Here is a 20095-nt window from a genome sequence, read left to right as displayed (position 1 = left end):
TTACACCCTCCCTTCATTACGCCTTCAGCTTTTGTATTTGTACATTCTTTCTCACTATTTCCATGCCTATATTTAGCAACTTGCTCTCAACCTCTTCCTTAGTTAAATTTGAATCTTTCATAATACTATTTTGTTCTTCCTCTAATCTCTTTATATCGTAAAGTAACTTATATTTCTTTAAGTTAATAACATATTTTGCCAATGTATTATTTAACTCAATGTATTTAATATCAGTTGACAATATCTGCTTTATATCTTCTTTTAAATGAGGAAGTGTTTCTTCTATTTGCTTTTCATCAATACTTTCCACGTTATCAGCTAAATATGCGACTATTTCTTGATGGCTCCAAACTGAAAAATCCTCCACAGAGATACTATTCAATATATGTTGTATTAGTTTATTATCTGTAAGCATAAATTTTATTAACTGTTTTTCTGCAATAATATGTCCCTTTTGTTCTACTAAAGGAATTATTTCTATATACTTATTATCCCTTTTGTAGTTTGAACTATACTTAACGTTATTTCTATTCATTGATATATTTTTAGACTTACCCAATACTTCTAGTTTTATAGCTTCTTTTGAGATGCTTGTTTCATTTGCAGCCTTTTCAATGTAAGCTTCTTTTTCTATTGGACTTTTAATATCCCTTATAATAACTGCAATCCTTTTTGCAAGTTTTACCTTATCTTCAATAGTATTACTAGAATACTTATTTTTTGCTAAAAGTATTTTATAATCTATTAGACTAATTGCATTATTAATTTGTTCCTTAAATGCTTCATAACCATAAAACTTTATGAAATCATCTGGATCTTTTCCTTCAGGTAAAGTCATAATTCTAAATTGACACTCTACTTCATTTAGTATATCAACACTCCTCATAGTTGCTTTTATGCCTGCTGTATCTCCATCAAAACATATTATAACTTCATCACAATATTTTTTTAATAGTTGACCATGATATTTTGTTAAGGATGTGCCTAATGAGGCTACTACGTTTTTAAAACCTGCCTGATGCAGGGCTATTACATCCATATATCCTTCTACTAATATCATTTGTCTGTTATTAATATTTTTACGAGCAAAATTTAAACCGTAAAGTATATTGCTTTTATTAAATATTTTTGTTTCTGGAGAATTTAAATATTTAGGTAAGGAATTATCCATTACCCTTCCACCAAAACCAACCACATCTCCACGTATATTGAATATAGGAAACATTATACGATTGCGAAAATAATCATAATATCCATTTTGTTTATTTGGTCTTATTAATCCACACTTTTGGATATCACTTAACTGATAACCCTCCCTTTGTAAGTATAAAATAAGGTTGTCCCAGCTATTAATAGCATAACCTAATCCAAAGCTTGCTAAGGTTTTGGGATTTAATCCCCTATTTACCAAATATTCTAAAGCAGGGTTAGGCTTTTTAGTCAAGTTACGATAGAAATATAGTCCTACTTTTCGATTAATTTCATAACAAAGATTTTTTTCTTTTATTTGTCTTTTTACTTCTTCTGAAGACTCTGTACTTTTAATTTCAATATTAGCTCGTTTCGCTAATAGTCTTACAGATTCTATAAAGTCTAAGTTTTCAATTTTCATAATAAAGCGAACCACATCGCCACCTTCGCCACAGCCAAAGCATTTGTAAATTTGCTTTTCACGATTTATAATAAAGGAAGGTGTGTTTTCACTATGAAAAGGACATAGGGCTTTGTAAGAAGATCCTACTGATTTAACTTGTATATATTGCGAAATTACATCTATAATCTCATTACTGTCTTTTACTTCATTAATTAACTCTTCGGGAAAAAAATTCTCCATTATAATCACCTATAAATATTTATACTATATACTTCTGCTTATTTTTACAATATCCTTCTAGCAGCATGTAATTCCTTAAAGGTTTTATCAATAATTTTTCTCCACTAGCATATGATGAAATTTATTCGACATATATCTTAGTAATTCCTCCTTTAGAACCTAAAAAAAAACATTCTGAATATTTATCATGGTAGAACATATATATTATTTCTTAGAAGGAATAAATTTTTCATGAAAAATTTCAATTGCATGGGAGTCTGTACATGTTGCTATAAAGTCAGTTACGCTTCTTTTTAAACCGTCTTTGCTAATGTTACCATAATATTTTATGGGCATTTCCTTAGGATGACTTAAAAAATAAGTATACAAAGATTCGACAATAAATTCTGCTTTCTTTTTTTCTTCAGAACACACTTCACCATAATATACATTTTTAAACATAAAGTTTCTTAATATGTTCATTGCTTCTAAAATTTCATCACTTTGATAAATATCTATATTTATACCTTCTTTAAGATTTTTATTCGTTTCATTAATAACATCAATTACAAATGTATTAATTCTTTCACTATGGCTACTACCAAGCCTTTTCAATACAATGGATGGTAAATCTTCTATTTTAAGAATATCAGCATTCATACTATCTTGAATATCGTGACATAAATAGGTGATACGATCTACTTTCCTTACTAATTTCCCTTCTAGCGTTAGTGGCTCTTTTGGTCCTGTATGGTTTAATATTCCATCTCTAACTTCGAATGTTAAATTTAAACCTCTACCATCTCTCTCTAAAGTATCTACCACTCTAAGACTCTGCTCGTTATGTCTAAATCTGCCACTCAACCTATCTAGCACGTCTTCACCTCTATGTCCAAAGCATGTATGACCTAAATCATGACCTAGTGCAATGGCCTCTACTAAGTCCTCATTTAATCTTAATGCTCTAGCAATAGTACGTGCAATTTGATTAACTTCTAATGTATGAGTTAGTCTAGTTCTAAAAAAATCATTTTTTACAATAAACACCTGAGTTTTTTCTTTAAGGCTTCTAAAGGATTTACAATGAATTATTCTATCTCTATCCCTTTGGTATATCGTACGAATATCACATTCTTTTTCTGGTATTATTCTACCTTTACTATTTTTGCTAAACTGAGCAAAGGATGAAAGTGTAGTTTCCTCTAATTGTTCTGTAGTATGTCTAATAGATAGAGTCATAGGCTCCGACCTTTCTATATTTCATTTTCAAAATTAATACTATGCTGTGCTGCTGATTTTTAAATTTTTTCTTTATTATATATACCTCATAATTTTAAAAATTCCTCTTTATCGAACATATTTTCTATAACATAAATTCTTACTAATTATATTTTATTTATACCCAATTTAACATTTTAAATTACACTATTGCTGTATCATATGATAATGCCCTAGATTAGCCTTCCTAGGTTGTGCTAGTACTCATCAATATACAACTACATATGGTACAAAAATAACCGACTATGTCGGTTATTAAAAATTATTTTATTTTTAATTTGAACTTGCAGTCATATACAGTATCCAAATATTGCTTAAAAACTGATTGCTATATTAGTTCCTAATATATATAATATGAGAATCATTGTCAAAATTATACCATATTAGTAAAAATTATGGCCTATATTAATAGTACGATACCATTTATATGAATCTGTTCCTTTAAATTTACTTAGATCAAAACCAGTTAGTCCAAATCCTACTATTGTAATAATAGTACCTGTTATAATTAAACTAATACCTAATGTAATACATTTCTTTTTGTAATTTTTTATTCCCATATCCTCACCACTTTCTCATTAATCACTCTACCTAATTTTAATTTGAATGTTTTCGTTATACCAACTAGTTTTTTATACAAGTAAGTAGTAATTAATGCTAACAAAATCGACAATCCCATAAAAGCAATTCCTAATCCAAGTTGAACAATTCCCACAGGTATTGTTTCTATCGCTACAAATGGTGCTCCCAAAATACTAACTAAAGATCCAATAAAAAATGAAATTGCACTTACCCCTGTTACGAAGGGAAAACTCCACATAACAATACAAGCAGATAAAAGAAATAAAATCGCTGATAATGCTAAAGACCCCCATAATGGGAATCCTAAAATTAATAATACTTTATTTATAACTTTACTCCCAGTTGATGGCACTTTAATAATCACATCATCTTGCTCCGATAAAATAGTATTGGCTATATCTCTTGGATTACCTACTTTTTTGATTGCATCTACTTCTTTGCATCCATCTTCTTTATAGTCTTCAATCATTTCCTCATAATATCTAATAAATTTATCACGATCTTGTTTTTCTATACATTTTAGATATTTTTCTAATGTATTTAAAAATTCTAATTTATTCACTCTCGTTACCCCCTTTTATAAAATGATAAATATTCATAACTTGTTGCCAATCATTTAAAAATTCATTTATGTGGTTTTTCCCTTTTTCTGTAATTCGATAATATTTACGTAATCTACTATTATGTTCTACAGAATATGTTTCAAGGTATGCGTTTGATTCTAGACGCTTTAATATCGGGTACAATGTAGATTCTGAAATTTCAATACAATCAGAAACATCTTTTACAATTTGATAACCATACGAATCAGATTTTCTCAATACTGTAAGAACACAAAATTCCAATAAACCCTTTTTTAATTGAATATCCATTTCATACCTCCTGACACCTTATACTATATAATGCATAGTATAAGGTGTCAAGTGTTGTTTTTTAAAACAACTATCATTTTTCAGTAGAGATTAAAGTAAGTACATAGCCTTTCAAAAACAGAAACACTATGTACTCTGAAAGCTCTTACTTCTTTAATAAGAACAAACGGATCTGGAAAAAAATAATCACATTATCAGTTGCCCAATAATGTGATTATTAAATAGTATTTGATTATATCAAGTTTTCGATACATACCTTAATAGTTATATCTTTCTACTGGTTTTTTATAAACACTAACCATTAGCTCTAATAAAAGTCTCATGCTACTTAAAAATTATAATAAATTCTTACTAAAGTAATTTCATCAATGACACATATCCCGGCTCTGCCAGTATTCCCTTCCCTTCAGGGTAAGTCTGCTGCCGCCTCTTCCTTTTCTGATTTTTACAAAACCCTTTTCCTCCATGTCCTTTAAAATATCCCGAATCTCCTTTTGCGACAATAGAAGATGCTGCTTCTTCGCCTCCATCATCAATTTATCTCTTCCGATAAACTCATTCCGCTCCGCTGCCATATAAAGCTGTTCCAGAACGAACCAGAAGGGCGAAACCACCTCCTGCAGTATCTCCTTCTTCTCCACATTCACCGGTCTGGATGTCCGGCCATGGAAAATAGTAGGCGGTAAATCATCTATCTCAATCACCTGTTTCCCGGTATAAACAAAGTATTCCACTGTGTTATGCAGTTCTCGGATATTTCCCGGCCAGGAATACTGATGCAGAAAGTCTTTCACCTCCTCGGATAACTTAAAGTCACCCCGGAGCTCCTCTTTAAAATACTCCATCAAAAGAAAAACATCCTCTTCCCGTTCCCGTAGCAGCGGTACTACAACCGTCAAAGTATTCAGGCGGTAATACAAGTCCTTTCGGAAGCTTCCTTTCTCCACCTTCTGATCCAGGGATTCATTGGTTGCTGCAACAATTCTTACATCAACACTTATGATTCCGCTGCCGCCTACACGCATGATTTCGCCTTCCTGCAGAACTCTCAGGAGCTTTACCTGCATGGCCTGACTCATACCTTCTACTTCATCTAGGAATAAGGTACCGCCATGGGCAAATTCAAACAGTCCGGGACGTCCTCCTTTTTTCGCACCGGTAAATGCACCCTCTTCATAGCCGAAAAGCTCGCTTTCCAGAAGATTTTCCGGCATGGCTGCCACATTAATGGCGATAAAAGGACCCTTACTTCGCTTAGATGCACAATGCACCGCATGAGCCAGCAGTTCTTTTCCCGTTCCTGTTTCACCTGCAATTAAAACAGGACTTTCGGTAGCCGCCATCCGTTTTAAAATCTCCTTCGTCCGGCAGATACAATCTGACTCTCCGATTACATCATCAAAGGTGTACTTGGCGCAATGACCCTTTTTCAGCAGCTGGCTTCTTAACTCATTCTGTTTGGATTCCAGCTCACTAAATTCCTGCAGGGTAGCAAATGCACCGATGCATTCCTTTTGCCGCAGAACCGGTATAACTGCAATACTTACGTTTACGCCGCCCAACTTAATCACTTTAGGCGAAATTTCTTTCTTATCCTTCAAGGCGCTATAAAAGGGAATATACGGAAATACTTTTTCCCCGCACCTGCCAAGGACAAGATTCTCCTCAATCTTTGCAATCTGGCAGGCTTTCTTGTTGCATGCAAAGATTTCACCCTTTTCATTAACGCCTATCAGTCCCTCATCCAATATTTCCATCAAAATATGGAACTGGCTTTCCAGTCTTCTAGAACGGGCGTATATCTGATTAAAGCTGTAATTATTCGTTGCCATTGCCTGGAAATAATTCTGGAATTTTTTCGTATCCAGCAGCTGTTCAAGTCCCAGACGCAAGGCAATCTCAATCATCATCCCAGAGGTACAGGAACGGTGGCCGATATTTAAAACCTTCTTTACGCTCTGAGGTACATATCTCTCCTCCTCCGGCGTTACAGCCATATCCACCGGCTCTTCCAAAACAGCACCTGGATAAAATGGAATAAAACGAATATGGTTTATCCCCAGCTGCTGCAGCTGTGCAATAGCCTCCCGGGCCATGGTATCCGTCAAATTTACAAAAAGCGCCCGGGTTCCCTTTGGTATCATACTGAGGTTTTGCAGCGTACTCCATCGGTAGGAAACCTCAATTCCCATGGTCTGGCTGTCTATAGGAACATGACGGGCCACCTCTTCTGCGGAACCATATGCATCTGTTGAAATCGCAAATAAATCTGCCTTAGGCAACGCTCCCATGGCAGACCCGTCGCTCACACTGTAGGATGCTATTTTTACATATTCTCCAAACAGTTCATTGATTTCTTTTGCATAAAACTCTCCGGCTTTGGAATCAAAAGCCACTACAGATATCGTTTTTTTCATGTTTCCTCCATAATTTCCTCATATTAGTTATATATATTATAGCTTAAATATTAAGTGAATTCAATTTGTTCCTTTTTTATATTTTCATGACAAGCAGAATCGCTACCTTTATCAAAGAGTGGATGTTTCAGAGGATGGGATGCCGGAGTTTTTAAGCAATTATTTATGGAGTCAGCTGCTGACAGCCAAAGGCTTTCTAGTTTCTCGGCGTACGGTAACCGACGAAGCCTGGCAGCTGTTCCGGTGCCGCCGGCCAGTCCTCCTATAATTATTACTCTCATCTCATTCTCCTTATATGATAAAAGAATGCTGCAAACTCTGTTATACCAACATACGTTTTTATGCAGCATCCCTTTTCTTTTTATTTTATTTTTCTCTCTCTTTAACAGCCAATCCTTGCCTTATTTTACAGCGATTGCTTCAATTTCACATAATACACCCTTTGGAAGGGTCTTTACTGCTACACAACTGCGGGCTGGCTTTGATACGAAATATTTTGCATAAACCTCATTAAAAATTGCGAAATCTCCCATATCCGACAGAAAGCAGGTAGTCTTAAATACTTTTTCAAATCCGGTGCCTGCCGCTTCCAGGATGGCGCCTACATTTTCACAGCTTTGTTTTGCTTGTTCTGCAATTCCCTCCGCTATTTCTCCATTTTCCGAATTAACCGGAATCTGGCCGGAAGTGTAAACAATCCCGTTTATTTCATAGCCCTGAGAGTATGGTCCGATAGCTCCAGGCGCTTTTGTTGTTTCAAGAATTTTCATGTGTTCTTCTTCCTTTCTTTTCATGTCTTCTAGGTCTTTTTCTGAGTCCTCCAGAGCCTTTTTGATATCCATGGTCAATTCATTGTTTTCTAAAACAAAGCATGGAATTCCTAGGCTTTCTGTTCCTCTGATTTCATCGTAAAGATCATTAGTATCTCTCAGTTTTAAATATTCCTTTAAATCTGCATGGCAGGACAGGATATCCTTAAAATCAATATCTGCTCCAGCAGCAGAAAGCTTGTTTAATGCAGCTAAGGTATCTGGGCAAAGATGGCTTCCAATTACAATAATTTTCATATGATTTCCTCCTTATTTTACAGCGATTGCTTCAATTTCACATAGTACGCCCCTTAGAAGGGTCTTTACTTTAACCAGAATCTGGCCGGAAGTATAAACAATCCCGTTTATTTCATAGCCCTGAGAGTATGGTCCGATAGCTCCAGGCGCTTTTGTTGTTTCAAGAATTTTCATATGTTCTTCTTCCTTTCTTTATATTTTACTTTTCTCTGTCTTTAACAGCCAATTCTTGCCTTCCACCAAACGTGCAACAATCATGGAGGCAATGGTATCACCTGACGCATTGAGGCAGGTAGCTGCTGGGTCCACCAAAAATCCGATGGTGGCAACTAACGGGAATGCTTCCCATGGGAAACCAAAGAGACTGACAATCAGCATTTCCCCTACCAGACCACCACCTGGAGCACCAGATAATACAAATGCACTTAAAATTGCTACCAAGACAGCCATGGCATAGGTCCCCACTCCTGTAAACGGCATTTGGAACACACCAAACAGGAAAGCAATTTTCGTTATGGCCGAAAGTACAGAACCATCCATATGCATGGTAGCTCCCATAGGCAGAACAATGTTAGAAATATCCTCCGGTACTCCAATATTTTTACAGGCTTCCATATTAACAGGCAGGGTAGCTACAGAACTTTGTGTGGCAAATGCAGTAATTGCAGGATTGAAAATGTTCTGAACCATTTTCTTTACTCCCAGCCTTCCTCCGGCAAAATATGCATAAGCCGGGTAGAAAACCACTCCATAAACAAGACACATCGGATAATAGATCAGCATCGTACGTCCATAATCCCCAATCAGCTGAGGACCAAACTCACCAATCAGGTTTGCAAAATAAGCGCCCAATCCAATAGGAGCTAGCTTCATAATCATTTCCACAATCTTCATAATGACCCTATTCAGGTTTCCTAATAACTGACCTACATGGCTTTCTTCTCCACCGCAGGCAGATACAGCCAGACCGGAAATGATAGCAAATACAATAATCGGCAGCATGTTTTTACGGCTCATAAGACCAGAAAAATCGTCAACCGTCAAAGAGCCTACAATCATGGAGCTGATGCTTGCACTCTCCTGCATCTCTGCGCTTCCCATTGTAATTGCAGTATTCGCTGCTGGCGGCCAGATATTGACAACCGTCAGGACCAGAACTGCTGCGAAGCATCCGGTTACCACAAAGGTCAGCACCATACTTCCTAGAATTTTACCCAGACGTTTCATGTTCAGCATACTGCCTACAGCAGTTGCGATTGAAACAAATACCATCGGAACTACGATAGTAAACATTAAATTAATGAAAATATCCCCCAAAGGCGCAAATACTGTTGCCTTTTCCCCCAAAATAACACCCAGTACAGCTCCTGTAATAATCCCCCCAAGCAAAATGAGAGGAAATCGATAATTCTTCCATATTTGCTTTTTATCCATATGTTTATGCTCTCCTTTCCATCATTTCGTAAAAATACTCTCTTTTATATTTTATAATTTATCAACTGCTTCTTTTAATTGTTTCAATGCCTGTTCCAGTATAGAGCGCGGACATGCTGCATTAAGTCTCATGTAACCGGAAAGGCTACGTCCAAAGCTGCATCCTTCATTTAAGCCTAAACCAGCCTTCTGAATCATGAAGTCACGGAGCTCTTCATTGCTCATGCCTAATTCCCGACAGTCCAGCCAAACCAAATATGTAGCATCTGGAACATTGGGTTTGATTTTTGGAATGTTTTCATCAAAATATTTCTTAATAAAATCAAAGTTCTCTGAGACGTAAGCAAGCAGCTGTGTCAACCACTCTTCGCCTTCATTGTAAGCTGCTTCCATGGCTACTGAGCTGAAAGCATTGTTTCTGTGAATATCCATATTCATCCAAAAACGGTCAAACTTCTGCTTCACCTGTTCATTTGGAAAGATAGTCGTAGAAGCCTGAAGACCTGCTAGATTGAAAGTTTTAGTTGCAGATACACAGGTAATGATTTTTTCTGCAATTTCTTTGGAAAGTGTTGCTGTAGGCGTATGCTTCTTTCCGTTGAAAATTAAATCTGAGTGTATCTCGTCTGACACTAGAAGAACATCATTTGCAATACAGATTTCCGCCATCCTTTTTAATTCCTCCGGCTCCCATACAATGCCAAGGGGATTGTGAGGATTACACAGAAAAAAAATCTTACACTCTTTTGCCTTTTTTTCAAAGTCCTCAAAATCAATATACCATTTTCCATTTTTTTCTACCAACTGATTTTCTACCACTACTCGTTCCCAAGCCTCTGTGACATCATAAAACTCTGAATAAACCGGAGTCTGAATCAAAATTTTGTCGCCGGTGTGGGTGAAAATTTTAACAATAGTCGATAATGCAGGAACAACTCCTAAGCTCCAGCTCATCAGGGATACATCAACATCCCATCGATTCCTCCTTTTTTCCCATTCCTGTACGGCCTTAAAGTAGCTGTCCGGCCTGGAAGTATAACCCCAGATGCCTTCCTCAGCTTTCCTTTTGCAAGCATCGATGATTGGCTGAGCAGTTCTGAAATCCATATCCGCAATCCACAAAGGAATCACTTCACTTGTACCGAATTTTCCCACCCGTTCATCATACTTTGCAGCACGGTTATTGCTGCGGTCAACAATTTCATCAAAATCATATTTCATAATAAATCTTCCTTTCCTCACTGCCCTTGCTGTTTGCAGTTGATATTAAATATAATGAGCAAAAACTATGCCAAAATTTTTTTCGGCATTTTTAAAAAAAATTTATATTTTTTAGCCTTTTCAGTTTATTTTAATTGGTCTATTTGGTTATATATATGGTTAATCTGACCATTTTAACCATATTCTTTACTCATTTTACCTTTCTTTCCGATTCTAATCCCTCCCTTTTTTGTCTGATTCAAAATTGGCATATTTTTTGCTCTATATAAAAAGTAAAAAACAAACCCTGAAAGGAGATTTTCCCAATGCTAACAAAAGAAAATTTATTAGCCTTATTAAAGCAGGAAGTTGTTCCTACCCTCGGATGTACCGAACCTGTCTGTGTAGCCCTAGCTGCGGCAGACGCCTATCATGCCATAGGAGGCAAAATTGTTTCTATTAAAATAGAGGTAAATCCTGGAGTTTATAAAAACGGAATGTCTGTAGGTATCCCCAACTTCGACCGCGTAGGCCTTAAATATGCGGCCTCACTGGGAGCAACCATGGGAAATCCTGAGAAGAAGCTGGAGCTTTTAGAGGACATAACACTAGAGGTAAGCCAGAAAGCCATAAAAATTGTAGAAGACAGCCAGGTTATAGTAGTGATTAAGCATGAAGAAACCCAGTTATACGTACGGGCGGAAATCATCACCACTGCTGGAATCGGCATCAGCGAAATCCGTGGCACCCATTCCAATATCATTTTTACTAAACGAAATAATGATGTGCTTCTGCAGAAGGAATACTCTGCCGAATCTGACGATTCCCTTCATCAGCAGCTGAAGCTTATGGGCATAGCTGAAATCCGTGAGTTGATTGATCAGTGCAGGGAAGAAGAGCTTTCCTTCCTGTTAAACGGCGTTGATATGAATGAAAGGCTGGCGGACTATGGTCTGGAGCATTCTCCGGGAATCGGCATCGCTTCTGCCCTACAGGAAAAAATGACCGCAGATATTATGGGAGATAATTTATTCAGCCGGACTATGCTCCGCGTTGCCAGTAGCGCCGAAGGTCGTATGAGCGGCTGTCCTTACGCCGTCATGAGCAGTGCCGGCAGCGGCAATCACGGAATCACAGCCATTCTTCCCGTAGCCGAAATGGCCCGTTACTTAAATTCCTCTAGAGAGCAACTGGTAAAAGCACTGGCATTTTCACACACTCTGAACGTTTATATCAAGCTTTTTACAGGCAAGCTGTCTGCCACCTGTGGCTGCGGCGTATCCGCCGCTACAGCAGCATCAGCAGCTATGGTATGGCTGATGGGCGGAAATGACCGCCAAATCGCCAATGCCATTATCAACATGAGTGGAAATTTAACCGGTATGATTTGTGACGGCGGCAAAATCGGCTGTGCCTTAAAGCTAGCTACCGCAACAAATGCAGCATTAATGTGCGCTTATCTGGCTATGTCTGACGTAGCGCTACAGCCATCAGACGGAATCTGTGATGTAACAGCGGAACAAGTTATACAAAACATGGGACAAGTTAGCAATCCTGGCATGGTTGAAACAGACCGAACCATTCTCTCTATCATGATAGAGAAAGACCAGAGAGAGTAAACTGTACCCTGTAAGATAGACACAGAAAAGAGGCTGTGTTAACTTACAGGGTACTTTTTTACTTAAAATTAAGTATAATGGAGAAAATAGGAGGGGGGGCTCAATGGGTAGAACAAGAAACATTGATTTTACATAAGCTGAAATAGAGATTTTATCTAAAAAGAAAAATGTTAAAAATACTTCTTGTAACCATTAGTATCAAAGGTTTTTATCTGCGAATGTGTTGAAAGAACTCTCACTATATAATTTTAGGTCACACTACTATGGTAAATTAACTAGAGCATTTTTTAAAAGAGTCTTTTTGAAATTTCTCTTCATTCATGGCAAGGATATGTTTCCTTAAATAATCAATTCTATAATCATCTATGTTTCCATCTTCATTTACAGTATCAGCAACTCCCAATCCATTTTCTACAATAAATAGCGTCTTTTGATACCTAATGAATTAAGTGTTCATTTTCTTAAGTTCCGATTGTAAACACACTCAATTTATAAATAATAGAAAGATAAAAATTCCGCCACCTACTTTATACAATAAGCTAACCACCTAAAAAATCTTCCTATATTTTTAAAAGAAACTATATTGCACAATAATTCTGTCAACTTTCCAAACTTCCTATAAAAGAAATTAAATGCTAGAAATGGAATCCATTGCTTTTTAGATTTTGGTAGTCTTTTCATTATATTTTTAAACGTGTACACTTCTTTATATATCCATAGATAGCCATTATATAATTCTTCTGCTGTCATATTCTTGGGTTTATATACGACATGCGCAGTATTATAATTTGACAAATTAAAATCTACAATTCTATTTTCCTCTATTAATGATGAGTGTACCTTTGTACCAGGATAAGGGGTAAGGATATGTGAGGTTACAGTTTCTATCTTATTTTTAACTATCCATTCTAATGTATTCTTAAATACAGAGACATCATCTTCATCTAATCCGAAAACAAAACTTGCATTTATCATTATTTCCCTTTTATGAATTTCATCTACAAGTTTCTCATATCTATTTACACTATTTTGTACCTTATGGACACTATCTAATGACTTGCTATTTATACTTTCAAAACCTATAAATAGACTTTTACAACCAGCCTCCTTCATTTCATCTAATAATTCAGGCATGTCTACTACATTAGAAGTAACCGCTGCGTTCCACTTTAGTTTAAGCGGTTTTATTTCCTTTAATAATTTTTTAGTCCATTTGGGATTTCCAATAAAATTATCATCAATAAACATTATATGTCTTGTTTTTAATGCATTTATATCTTTAATTACATCGTCTATAGGTCTATTAATATAAGTTTTAAGTACATTTTTGCAACTATTATAGCAGAAATCACATTCAAAAGGACATCCCCTGCTAGTACTAATTATATTAGTATATAAATACTTTTTATTATCAATAATGTTATACTGAGGTGATACTATTTCTTTGCCAGCAATATTTTCCATATCATAATATATCCTCTTAAGTGAATTATTTTCTTTATCCTTAAGGATTCTTGCCCAAACTCTCTCAGCCATTCCCACACATATTGCGTCAAAACTATGGAGAGCTCCCTCTGGATCTGCTGTAATATGTATCCCTCCTGCAATTACTGTTACTCCACGATTTTTAAACTCCTTTAATATTTCCACCGCTCTATTCATAACATCTACAGTGACAGTTATTGCTACCAAATCTACAGGTTCATCAAAATCTATCTTTTCAACATTTTCATTTTCAATAATAACTTCATGCTCTTTCGGCGTAAGATTTGCTATTGTTAGTAAAGCTAACGAAGGAGACATTCTTGTTTTTAACTTTGTATCCATAGGTCTTGGTAGCATTGCAGGTTGAATTAATTTAATTTTCATATATTGCCTCCTCAAATAAACTTTACTGAATATTTAACTAATCTACTTGCAGTAGTCAACTTCACATTTATATGTCATTTCTATATTCTAAAATATCACCTGGTTGGCAGTCCAAAGCTTTGCATATTGCCTCTAAAGTTGAAAACCTAATAGCTTTCGCCTTTCCGTTCTTTAGTATAGAGAGATTTGCCATGGTTATTCCAACCTTCTCTGTAAGTTCTGTTACACTCATTTTCCTTTTAGCCAGCATCACATCAATATTAATTATAATAGCCATATCTCACCTCATACTGTTAAGTCATTTTCTGATTTTATATCAATAGCATCTTGTAAAAGCCTTTGAAGAACAGCAGCAAAGACTGCAATCACAACTGACGCAAAAATAATGATGATTGGGAATCCTACGAGACCTGGGGCGTCGTCTGCATCCGCTATAGGAACTAAGAATGGTATGAGTACTGCATATATAATACTGATTGTGTTTGCACAGTATTTTATATTCTTTAAAGCCTTTACAGATAATTCCGAGAAAGCTTTGTTCTTATCAATATAGCTTAAAAGTTTTAAAGTTTGATACAGAGCAAAGCAATACGATATCGCCGTTGCATACACACCGATTAAAATGGGATAGGGTAAGTAGTTTACAAATCCAGGCACCCAAAATATGCACAAAGCAAGAACCGGAAATGCAAGAAGAAAGACTACTACCTTTAAAAAGAGTGTTGAAACCTGTTTCACATAAAGCACCTCACTTATATATTATTGATTTGATTTTAACATATGTTTTATTGTTTATCAATATAATTTTTATGTTATTCATTATATTTTTATTGATATGCTCCATATTTCTTAATAAAAAAGAGTTTTGACCAATTTTATGTTCCAAAATACAAGGAATCAATAAAAACAGGGTATTATTTCTTAAAATCACTAAGAAATAATACCCTTACTTTATTTTATACTAAATCTATCAAACCTTTAGTATATAAAGCCTTTGAAGCTTTAACTAATTGTTTTTAAGGCTTACTTCGATTGGTCTCTGTTGCTAATAGCCGCATGTACTGCTGTTATCATAATATACCGATCATCAAATATCAAAAAATGTTATTTAAGAAAATAAACTAAATATATTTAGATGTTAATGACTTCTCACAGTTACATAATTGCTTTGGTGTTCCTTCAAATATTACGTCTCCACCTTTTATTCCACCTTCAGGTCCCATATCAATAATCCAATCCGCTCTCTTAATTATATCAATATTATGTTCTATTATTATGACTGTATTACCTCTATCTACAATATTCTCAACTATATTTATAAATTTTTCAACATCAGCCATATGAAGCCCTGTTGTAGGTTCGTCTAATATATATATGGAGCTCTCATTATGAAGTTCACTAGCAAGCTTTAATCTTTGACATTCGCCCCCTGATAATGTATCGAGAGTTTGACCTAAAGTTAAATATCCAATCCCCATTTGTTCAATAGATTGCAGTTTTGTTTTAATTTGCTTTAAGTTAAAGAATTCAATTGCTTCTGAAACTGACATTCCAAGAACTTCTATTATATTTTTACTTTGAAATTTATATCCTAAAACTTCTTTTTTATATTTTTTACCTTCACAAACATCGCAAGTGCTTTTTATATTTTCCATAAACGCAAGGTTTGTTTCTATTATTCCGCTTCCATTACAATTTTCACAAGCTCCATCTGAATTTGAGCTAAATAATGAAATATTAACATTATTTGCATTTGCAAAAGCTTTTCTTATATTATCCATGATTCCACTATATGTTGCTAAACTAGATCTGGAATTTGCAGATACAGGGCTTTGATCTATTAATACAGCTTCTTTATTTTGCTTTAAGAATTCATATTTAATTAATGTACTTTTACCTGAGCCTGCAACTCCTGTTACTACTGTTAAAACGCCCTTAGGTATTGTAACAGAAATATTTTTTAGGTTATTTTCATTACAATTTACAGCTTTTAAATATCCCTTATGTTCTCTCACCTGTTCTTTAATATGAAGAAATTTATTTAAAGCATTTCCAGTTAAGGTTCCTGATTTAAGTAAATTTTCATAACTTCCTTCATATACAATTTCACCACCATATTTTCCTGCCCTTGGCCCTACATCTATAATATGATCCGCAATTTTAATAACATCAGAATCATGTTCGACAACTATTACAGTGTTTCCTTTATCACGTAGCTTTCTTAAAAGATTATTTAACTTATAAACGTCTCTCGGATGAAGTCCTATACTAGGCTCATCAAATATATACATTAAATCTACAAGATTGCTATTTAAATGCTTTACCATCTTTATACGTTGAGATTCGCCACCTGACAATGATGAGGTTTCTCTGTCTAAAGTTAAATATCCAAGACCTATATCTATAATGTTATTTAATTTTTCTACTATCCCCTTAACTAAAGGTTCTGCTTCTGGCTCATTTATTTCTTTAATTATCTCAACTAATTCGTCAATTTGCATACTAGTTAAATCTGCTATATTATAGCCATTAATTAAACAACCATATACTCTTTCATGAAGCCTTCTGCCTTTACAAACAGGACATTTATCTTCTATAAGAAGTTTACTTAGCTTTTTCTTAGCAGTTTCAGAAATTTCTCCTTCTTTTTTTAAATATAACCTATTAAATTTAACTATTAATCCTTCATAAGTTACATTCATTCCACCTGTTTCATCTGTCTTAATTTTCTCTGGTCCAGCATATAAAAATTTATCTAACTCTTCCTTTGAATAATCACATATCTTCTTATCACTATCAAAGTATCCCGATTCAGCAAATAGCTTCCAATGCCAAGAACCTACTCCAAAACCTGAAAGTAAAATAGCTCCTTCATTTAATGATTTACTTTTATCTAGTATCTCACTCATATTAACAACTAGCTTTTTACCTAGACCTTCGCATTCTGGGCACATTCCATTAACATCATTGAAAGAAAACATATTAGCCTTACCAAGATAGGTGCTTCCAAATCTTGAATATAAAGCTCTAAGGAATGAATTTATATCTGTAACAGTCCCTAAAGTTGATCTAGAATTTCCTCCAATTCTACTTTGGTCAATAATGATTGGCGTTGATAAATTTTCTATATGATCAGCTTTAACCTCACCATACTTAGGCAAAAAATTTCTTATAAAAGCACTGAAAGTCTCGTTTAATTGGCGTTGAGCTTCTTTTGCAATTGTTTCAAAAACAATAGATGATTTTCCTGAACCAGATACTCCTGTAAATATTGTTATTTTTCTCTTAGGTATTTCTAATGAAATATCTTTTAAATTATTTTCCTTACAGCCTTTTAAAACTATGAATTCTTTATCCATTTATAACCACTCCCAAGTACTTAATATATTCATTTGTTTTAAACTCATATTTTATCTTTCATTGATTAATTTATTTATATGAGAAATTAAATTCTTCAAATCTTTTTCTTTTTCTTCTATGGAGGATAATAGCTCATCATCTTTATTTAGGAATTCAAAATCATTGAATTTTATTTTTACAATCATCTTTCTTATACATTGTGTACTATAGTTTTCATCTCTTAAAAGCTTAATAATCTTTAATAAAACTAATTCATTTTCAGAATAAATACGATAATTATTTTTATTGTTTCTTGGTATACTTAATATTCCGTTTCTTTCCCAATTAATAATTACATCTATAGATACACCTACCGATTCTGCAACTTTACTTCTTTTTAAAGAAATATTCTGTTTCTCCTCCACATACTCCTTCAGAACCTTTTTTATTTCTTTTATAGCTTTATATTCACTATCTTTTTCCTTCTGTATTTTCAACAAAAAGTTTTGACTTAATAATAAGGCTTTGTCTAAATCTCCCTTTGCAAGTGTTCTTAAAATATCTCTTACTTTAAGCCTCATATAAGTTTTGACTGATTCACTCTTTAAAGCTAATCTTGCCATCTTAATTTGTTCAATATGTTGTTCTGTATAAATTCTATATCTATTTTGCATTCTTGCAACAGTACTTATATAACCTAACTTTTCATATGATATCACAGTATTAGGATGTACTCCTATGATTTTAGCCACTTCTGATGTTCTATAATTTCCCATCTAATTACCTCTCTTCTGATAACTACAGTTCAAATTATAACACACAACATAAACTCTGGTGCGATAGTGTAGAGTTTGTGTTTTTTTATAATAAATAGGGTACCGTCTCCGCTAAAAGACAATACCCTACTTTATTTAATGCATATACTATTTTAAGCTTTACCGATTTATTCTTTATGGTTTATAGCCGCCTGGGCTGCTGCTATCAAAATAGACCAATCTACCTTTTTCACATTATGGAACACTTCTAATGAAAAAAATATATCTGGTTATAAAGTCATGTACTGTGCATATTATTTGTATACTATCTTCCTGACCGTTTCCGGTGAAAGACAGTATTCCTCAGCAAGTTCTTCAATGCCTGTTTTGTTAAAAAATCTATTTCGAATTTCTTCATTGCGCTGTTTGTAAAACATTCTTGCCCCAGTATCATGCCCCCACTTCTTGCGTTCTATGTTGCTTGGAATATACAGAGTCTCGCCCGAGGCATATTTCTGTATCTCTTTGAGCAATTCATCCGGTAGAATGTCTGATGCATTTCTATATTTCATTGAATGCACCTCGCTAACTGTTTTTCGCTAAAAATTGCTCCAGCGTATCATACTTATTTATAGCAACACCGTGGCTCTCAATCTCAGAAACGATATACCCTTCCAACTCCTGCGCTCTTTGCTTAAGTTCACTTAAATTCGTCGCATCAAAGTTCCCGAGTAAATCCATTTCCCGCAGTCCAAATTCCTCTTTGATAATGTTGAGCTCGTGTTGCAAATTAAGTGCATCCGGAAAAGTTCTCTGATAATCACGATTATCACAATGATAGTAAATCCTCCGCCATGTCAGCGACATTTCCTCATACCATGCCGCCAAATCCTTATAAATAGGCGTCTTTAACTCTTCAGCCTTTGACGGCTTGTGTGCTGCGATAAACTTCCGGGCGGTGCTTATGATCTCATAACAGAGCTTCTTCAACTCTTCAACAGATTTTGCTTTGACAATCTCCTCGAAATAAGTGACAAAATTATCAGGTATTTCTTTCATCTGTGACAACTCCACAGTCTCCAAATCAAGCCGCTGCTTAAAGTATGTCCCGTTGATGCAAGCAACTGCAACGGATAAGTAACGGGCAATAAATCCTGCTCCCATCTTCACCTTACAAAGTGAATCTTCAAATATCATTGTGCGGTAAATTTCCATGGCTGTATCCAATTTCCCCAGAGCCTTCTTGAACATAAAATCTTTATCCTCAAGGTTTGTCATCAGCTTTTCTTGAAACTTGACAAAACGCTTTTTATCTTCTTCGTTGCGTGAATACAGAATTTTTGCATCGGCTAAGCCATTTGTGAAATCGTCATTGAATTCTGCCATGTTCTCTATACGTTTCCATGAACGCGGATACAAGTCATGGCCTACACCATCAATGATAAAGGTCTGTGCCAGCTTATTTCCATTTTCATTTGTAGGTACAAAATAATCAAAGCACTCACCATGACAGTCATTTTCTAATGAATGCCCTGAAATCCCTATGAGCAGAGCGATATCGTCCTTATATTTCTCTTGTATTTGAGTAATGGCCCAATCTGTCAATTCTTTTTGCGTTGGTTTCATTTTCACACACCTCTTTCTAAATTGTGTTAAAGGACGGCCTTTCACTTACAAGATAAGTATATGGAAATATGACACCCAAAACAATGCCGAGATTTATTCTAAAAATTTTACCCTATAACGAAAACCGACGGATAATCATTTCGATACCCGCCTTAATCATTTAGACGTTTTCACTTGTTTAATTGTAACCCAACACTATATAAATAATCTCAAGTCCAAGCTAT

19 protein-coding genes and 1 pseudogene are annotated in these 20095 nt (G+C 34.9%); 1 reads left to right on the top strand and 19 read right to left on the bottom strand.

Features of this window, described 5'->3' with window-relative positions:
• Positions 1–16: 16 nt before the first annotated feature.
• The 11 genes from dnaG to KQI88_RS04695 form a co-directional block, all read right to left on the bottom strand.
• Entirely contained in the window at positions 17–1834 is a 1818-nt protein-coding gene (gene dnaG / locus KQI88_RS04750; RefSeq protein ID WP_216415173.1) for a DNA primase, read from the bottom strand.
• A 204-nt stretch (positions 1835–2038) separates the two neighbouring features.
• The gene (locus tag KQI88_RS04745) at positions 2039–3052 is read right to left on the bottom strand and encodes a deoxyguanosinetriphosphate triphosphohydrolase (RefSeq protein ID WP_216415172.1); all 1014 of its coding nucleotides are present in this window, start codon (positions 3050–3052) and stop codon (positions 2039–2041) included.
• Positions 3053–3474: 422 nt separating this feature from the next.
• Complete coding sequence (locus KQI88_RS04740; RefSeq protein WP_216415171.1) at positions 3475–3651, bottom strand: hypothetical protein; 177 nt, start codon at positions 3649–3651, stop codon at positions 3475–3477.
• On the bottom strand, positions 3642–4235 hold the full coding sequence (locus KQI88_RS04735) for a DUF1700 domain-containing protein (protein ID WP_216415170.1): 594 nt from the start codon (positions 4233–4235) through the stop codon (positions 3642–3644). Before KQI88_RS04735 ends, KQI88_RS04740 begins: the two co-directional genes overlap by 10 nt.
• Positions 4228–4545 (bottom strand): PadR family transcriptional regulator, encoded by a 318-nt coding sequence (locus KQI88_RS04730; RefSeq protein WP_216415169.1) that lies wholly within the window; start codon positions 4543–4545, stop codon positions 4228–4230. Before KQI88_RS04730 ends, KQI88_RS04735 begins: the two co-directional genes overlap by 8 nt.
• Positions 4546–4910: 365 nt before the next feature.
• Positions 4911–6962: a sigma 54-interacting transcriptional regulator gene (locus KQI88_RS04725; protein ID WP_216415168.1), complete on the bottom strand. Its 2052-nt coding sequence runs from the start codon at positions 6960–6962 to the stop codon at positions 4911–4913.
• Between the two features lie 50 nt (positions 6963–7012).
• Entirely contained in the window at positions 7013–7243 is a 231-nt protein-coding gene (locus KQI88_RS04720) for a hypothetical protein (RefSeq protein WP_216415167.1), read from the bottom strand.
• Positions 7244–7363: 120 nt separating this feature from the next.
• The gene (locus KQI88_RS18740) at positions 7364–8029 is read right to left on the bottom strand and encodes a Rid family detoxifying hydrolase (protein WP_330656062.1); all 666 of its coding nucleotides are present in this window, start codon (positions 8027–8029) and stop codon (positions 7364–7366) included.
• A gap of 12 nt (positions 8030–8041) precedes the next feature.
• Positions 8042–8203, bottom strand: a complete 162-nt coding sequence (locus KQI88_RS04705) for a RidA family protein (protein ID WP_216415166.1) — start codon at positions 8201–8203, stop codon at positions 8042–8044.
• 18 nt (positions 8204–8221) lie between these two features.
• Positions 8222–9463 (bottom strand): dicarboxylate/amino acid:cation symporter, encoded by a 1242-nt coding sequence (locus tag KQI88_RS04700; protein WP_216415165.1) that lies wholly within the window; start codon positions 9461–9463, stop codon positions 8222–8224.
• Positions 9464–9514: 51 nt separating this feature from the next.
• Positions 9515–10684 carry a MalY/PatB family protein gene (locus KQI88_RS04695; protein ID WP_216415164.1) on the bottom strand — a complete coding sequence of 390 codons (1170 nt, stop codon included), beginning with the start codon at positions 10682–10684 and terminating at the stop codon, positions 9515–9517.
• Positions 10685–10989: 305 nt separating this feature from the next.
• Here KQI88_RS04695 and KQI88_RS04690 point away from each other — a divergent pair, with 305 nt between their 5' ends.
• Complete coding sequence (locus KQI88_RS04690; protein ID WP_216415163.1) at positions 10990–12282, top strand: L-cysteine desulfidase family protein; 1293 nt, start codon at positions 10990–10992, stop codon at positions 12280–12282.
• A 313-nt stretch (positions 12283–12595) separates the two neighbouring features.
• On the opposite strand, the pseudogene KQI88_RS04685 reads toward KQI88_RS04690, so the two are convergent.
• The 8 genes and pseudogenes from KQI88_RS04685 to KQI88_RS04650 all read right to left on the bottom strand — a co-directional run.
• Positions 12596–12721, bottom strand: a pseudogene (locus tag KQI88_RS04685) (family 1 glycosylhydrolase); the annotation flags it as partial.
• An 83-nt stretch (positions 12722–12804) separates the two neighbouring features.
• Positions 12805–14151, bottom strand: coding sequence for a B12-binding domain-containing radical SAM protein (locus tag KQI88_RS04680; protein ID WP_216415162.1), 1347 nt, complete (start codon positions 14149–14151; stop codon positions 12805–12807).
• A 67-nt stretch (positions 14152–14218) separates the two neighbouring features.
• Positions 14219–14428, bottom strand: coding sequence for a helix-turn-helix domain-containing protein (locus KQI88_RS04675; RefSeq protein ID WP_216415161.1), 210 nt, complete (start codon positions 14426–14428; stop codon positions 14219–14221).
• 8 nt (positions 14429–14436) lie between these two features.
• A complete protein-coding gene (locus KQI88_RS04670; RefSeq protein ID WP_216415160.1) occupies positions 14437–14889 on the bottom strand; it encodes a DUF2975 domain-containing protein in 453 nt (150 codons plus the stop codon).
• 383 nt (positions 14890–15272) lie between these two features.
• The gene (locus tag KQI88_RS04665; RefSeq protein WP_216415159.1) at positions 15273–17510 is read right to left on the bottom strand and encodes an ATP-binding cassette domain-containing protein; all 2238 of its coding nucleotides are present in this window, start codon (positions 17508–17510) and stop codon (positions 15273–15275) included.
• Between the two features lie 51 nt (positions 17511–17561).
• Complete coding sequence (locus KQI88_RS04660) at positions 17562–18266, bottom strand: MerR family transcriptional regulator (RefSeq protein ID WP_216415158.1); 705 nt, start codon at positions 18264–18266, stop codon at positions 17562–17564.
• Positions 18267–18559: 293 nt separating this feature from the next.
• On the bottom strand, positions 18560–18817 hold the full coding sequence (locus tag KQI88_RS04655) for a CD3324 family protein (protein WP_216415157.1): 258 nt from the start codon (positions 18815–18817) through the stop codon (positions 18560–18562).
• Between the two features lie 13 nt (positions 18818–18830).
• Entirely contained in the window at positions 18831–19871 is a 1041-nt protein-coding gene (locus tag KQI88_RS04650; protein ID WP_216415156.1) for a hypothetical protein, read from the bottom strand.
• Positions 19872–20095: the final 224 nt, after the last annotated feature.

Source organism: Alkaliphilus flagellatus (assembly GCF_018919215.1).
GTDB classification, from domain to species: Bacteria; Bacillota; Clostridia; order Peptostreptococcales; family Natronincolaceae; genus Alkaliphilus_B; species Alkaliphilus_B flagellatus.
This window is presented reverse-complemented; position numbering and strand designations above follow the sequence as displayed.